The organism is Moraxella equi, from assembly GCF_002027555.1.
Lineage (GTDB): Bacteria > Pseudomonadota > Gammaproteobacteria > Pseudomonadales > Moraxellaceae > Moraxella > Moraxella equi.
Map to the genome: position 1 here is coordinate 1 of NZ_MXAP01000126.1, position 1,143 is coordinate 1,143.

General features: G+C 37.2%; 2 protein-coding genes. Both read left to right on the forward strand.

All coding sequences use genetic code 11. From position 1 onward, the window contains the following. Positions 1–966, forward strand: a 966-nt coding sequence (locus B5J93_RS11350) for a DNA methyltransferase (RefSeq protein ID WP_265734217.1), incomplete at its 5' end; no start/stop codon positions are given. Continuing rightward, positions 944–1,143 (forward strand): restriction endonuclease (locus B5J93_RS11355; RefSeq protein WP_211278884.1); only part of this gene is annotated, 200 nt, incomplete at its 3' end. The genes B5J93_RS11350 and B5J93_RS11355, both read left to right, overlap by 23 nt.

Here is a 1,143-nt window from a genome sequence, read left to right on the forward strand (position 1 = left end):
GGGTTCGGTTGGTATAAATCTGATGTTCCATTTGGTGTGTCGCAAGATTACGAGTGGATTTTGGTTTATGCAAAAAGCGATAAATTTGTTGCAAGTACAGAAGGCAAAGAACGTAAATACTACGAAACAGACGACTTTCCTAATAGACCTTGGCGAATTCATGATTGCACAACACAAAGAACAGCAAGCGAGCGTCCTAACAGCTTTTTTACAATGATAGACCCAAAATCAGGAAAAGAATATCCAGCCAATCCTAATGCAACTTGGCGAGTTACAAAAGATACCTTTCAAGAATACTATGATAAAGGCAAAATTGTCTTTCCCGATGATTATGATTTTTTGAAGATTAGTCGCCCTGTTATGCGTTATTTTAAAGATGATGATATGACAAAGGCGGGAGATAATTTTGGAAGGATTGCTGTTAGTACAAAACTTCCAGATAATATTGGTATGTCGCTAAATGGTACAAAAGAAATTACAGAACTTTTTAATGGTAAATTATTTGATTTTCCAAAACCTGCCAATCTTATTAGTTATTTTTCTCAAATTATCTTTGATAAAAATGCCTTAATCCTAGACTTTTTTGCAGGTTCGGGTACAACCGCCCATGCAGTCATGCAATTAAATGCCGAAGATAAGGGCAATCGCCAATTTATTTGCGTGCAGTTGCCAGAATTAACCGATAAAAAATCAGAAGCTTATAAAGCAGGATTTGATACGATTTTTGAGATTACCAAAGAACGTATTATCCGCTCCGCCCAAAAAATACAAAGCGAAAATCCTGATTATATAGGCGATTTGGGATTTAAAATTTTTGAGACGGTGGATAACTTTTTGGCGATTGATGATAATGAGATAAACCCACAAACTGCCTTGCCTGATTTATTTAGCCATACATTTAGCGATGATGAATACCACACGCTTTTGACGACATGGCGAGTATATGACGGTCAATGCACCGATTGAGAGTTTTTTGTTTGAACGGGTGTTTTTTGACAGTAATATTGAAGGTCAAAACGTAACCGAAGAAGATGTGCAAGAAGTCGTTGTTTTTACCAAAATCCCCAAAAACGCCATAAAAATTCCTGTGGCAGGTGGGGCGACTTATTCGCCTGATTTTGCCTATATACCAACCGAACCCAA